This window comes from Streptomyces sp. NPDC007162 (assembly GCF_040634175.1).
Lineage (GTDB): Bacteria > Actinomycetota > Actinomycetes > Streptomycetales > Streptomycetaceae > Streptomyces.
Genome location: NZ_JBEYFC010000780.1, coordinates 1 through 3,066, shown reverse-complemented (window position 1 = coordinate 3,066; position 3,066 = coordinate 1). Strand labels below are relative to the sequence as shown.

General features: G+C 73.3%; 2 protein-coding genes. Both read right to left on the bottom strand.

The genetic code is table 11. From position 1 onward, the window contains the following. Positions 1–389: beta-ketoacyl synthase N-terminal-like domain-containing protein (locus ABZ646_RS43785; RefSeq protein ID WP_360532569.1), on the bottom strand; the 389-nt coding region annotated here is incomplete at its 3' end. Between the two features lie 29 nt (positions 390–418). Beyond that, the coding region (locus ABZ646_RS43780) for an SDR family NAD(P)-dependent oxidoreductase (RefSeq protein ID WP_360532566.1) at positions 419–3,066 on the bottom strand (2,648 nt) is incomplete at its 5' end.

Here is a 3,066-nt window from a genome sequence, read left to right as displayed (position 1 = left end):
TCCAGAATGAGCCGCTGCTGCGGGTCCATCGCCAGGGCCTCGCGCGGGGAGATGCCGAAGAAGGCCGCGTCGAAGTCGCCCGCGTCGTGGAGGAAGCCGCCCTGGCGGACGTAGCTGGTGCCGGGGTGGTCGGGGTCCGGGTCGAAGATGTTGTCCAGGTCCCAGCCCCGGTCGGTCGGGAAGTCACCGACGGCGTCGCCGCCGGTGGCGACGAGGTCCCACAGCTCCTCCGGGGAGGTCACGCCGCCCGGCAGGCGGCAGGCCATGCCGACGATCGCGACGGGTTCCGACAGTCCTCGGCGGATGTCGGCGTTCTCCCGTTCCAGCCGCTCGTTCTCCATGAGCGTGACACGCAGCGCTTCGACGACCTTCGCGTCGGGAGTGGTCATCCCGGCCTCCGCCTTCTTCCCCGTCGTCATCACTTACCGGCCTTGCTCATGGCGCGTTGCACCAGGTCGTCGACGCCCATGTCGGCTATCGCCGTCTCCCGCTCCTGCGCCGGGAGCTCCTCCGCGTCTGCTTCGCCTTCCTCGGTGAGCGTCATGAGGGCGTCGAGGACGCCCAGTTCCCGGAGGCGGCTCAGCGGTGTCCTGGCCAGGACGCGGCGCAGGTCTTCCTCACTGTTCGGCGCGGCGGGAGCGGCGGTGTCGTCCGGGGCGAGTGTCGCGCGCAGGTGGCGCATGAGGGCGACCGGCGTCGGATAGTCGAAAACGAGGGTGGTCGGCAGACGGACCCCGGTGTGGTTGGCGAGCCGGTTGCGCAGTTCGACCGCCGTGAGGGAGTCGAAGCCCAGCTCGTTGAAGGCCAGGTCGGGGCCGATGGCGTGGGCGGTGGCGTGGCCCAGTACCCGGGCGGCCTCCTCCCGGACCAGGCCGAGCAGGAGCTGTTCCTGTTCCTCGGCGGTGGCACGGCTGAGACGCTGGGTGAAGGCACCGGAGTCGGCAGCCGTGCCCGCCGTGCGCCGGGTCTGCCGGACCAGGCCGCGCAGCAGCGGCGGCACCGGCCCCGCGGCGGCCTGCGCCCGCAGCGCGCCGAAGTCCAGTCTCATCGGCAGCAGCACCGGCTGGGGCAGGCGCAGCGCGGTGTCGAACAGTGCCGCACCCTCGTCCTCCGACAGCCCGAGGACTCCGCCGCGTGCCATCCGCTGCTGGTCGGCGCCGGTGAGGTGACCGGTCAGGCCGATCCCCGCGCCCTGCGTCCACAGGCCCCAGGCCAGCGAGACGGCGGGGAGGCCCTGGGCTCGGCGCTGGTGGGCGAGGGCGTCCAGGTAGGCGTTGGCGGCGACGTAGCCGCCCTGTCCGGAACTGCCGAGGGTGCCGGCGGCAGAGGAGAACAGGACGAACAGCGCCAGGTCCAGGTGCCGGGTCAGTTCGTGCAGGTGGTGTGCGGCGTCGGCCTTGGAGGCGAGGACGGTGTCCAGTCGTTCGGCGGTCAGGGCGGTGAGTACGCCGTCGTCCAGGGCGCCGGCGCTGTGCACCACACCGTTCAGCGGGGCGTCCGGGGAGACGGTCGACAGCAGTGCGGCCACGGCATCCCGGTCGGATACGTCGCAGGCGACGATGCGGACCCTCGCCCCGAGGGCGGTCAGTTCACGTTCCAGCTCGGCGGAGCCGTCGGCCCGGGGGCCGCTGCGGCTGGTCAGCAGCAGGTTGCGTACGCCGTGCTCGGTCACCAGGCGGCGGGCCGCCACCTTGCCGAGTGCTCCGGTACCGCCGGTGACGAGGACGGTGCCCCGCGGGTCGGGCCGGCGCGGCAGCGTGAACACGTTCTTGCCGACGTGCCGACCCTGGCTCATGAACCGGAAGGCGGCCGGAGCGCGCCGGATGTCCCAGGTGGTGAGCGGCGGCGGGGTCAGAACGCCCTGGTCGAAGAGGGCGACCAGCTCGGTCAGCATCCGCTCGATGCGCTCGCCGCCCGCGTCGGCCAGGTCGAAGGCCCGGTAGGTGACGCCGGGGTGCCGGGCGCCGACCTCGGTGGCGTCGCGGATGTCGGTCTTGCCCATCTCGATGAACCGGCCGCCCCTGGGCAGCAGGCGCAGCGAGGCGTCCACGAAGTCACCGGCGAGCGCGTCCAGGACGACGTCGAAGCCCCGTCCGCCGGTCAGGTCGAGGAACTGCCGCTCGAAGTCCAGGGTGCGGGAGTTGGCGAGCCGCCCGTCGGGTACGCCGGCGGCGCGCGCCGCGTCCCACTTGGCCGGACTGGCGGTGCCGTAGACCTCGGCGCCCCAGTGCCGGGCGAGCTGCACGGCGGCCATGCCGACACCACCGGCGGCGGCGTGGATCAGCACCGACTCGCCGCGCTCCAGTCCCGCCAGGTCCCGCAGTCCGAACCAGGCGGTGAGGTACACGCAGGGCACCGAGGCCGCCTGTTCGAAGGACCAGCCCTTCGGCATGGGCGCGAGTGTGCGGCAGTCGGCTACGGCCACAGGGCCGCCCGCACCCTCGAAGAGGCCCATGACCCGGTCGCCCGGGGCGAAGCGGGTGACGCCGGGACCGACCTCCGTGACCACACCGGCGCCTTCGTTGCCGATGCTGATCTCCCCCGGGTACATGCCCAGCGCCATCAGTACGTCACGGAAGTTGAGGCCCGCGGCGCGCGTTTCGATCCGGACGTGCCCAGGAGGCAGTGCCGCCCGTGCCTTTGGCGCTGGCAGGAGGGCCAGGCCGTCCAGCGTGCCCGGGGCCCGCGTGCCCAACTCCCACGCGGGCTCACCCGCCGGTGCCGTCAGGACCTCGTCGGCGCCGGCCCGGGTGAGACGCCGCTGGTGGCAGACTCCGTCACGCAGGGCGAGCTGTGGTTCGTCGCCGTCGAGCAGGGCGGCCAGGAGGGTGGGGAGCGTGTCGGCGGAGGCCGCCGTGGCGTCCGTGTCGAGGAGCAGGACGCGGCCGGGGTGCTCCGACTGCGCTGTGCCTACGAGGCCCCACGCCGCGGCCACCGCCGGGTTCAGCCGGTCACCGTCCCGCACGCTCACGGCACCCCTGGTCAGTACCACCAGGCGTGTCTGCTCCAGCGCGGGTGCGCCGAGCCACGCCTGGAGCACCTCCAGGGTGCGGTGGGTGACGTGGT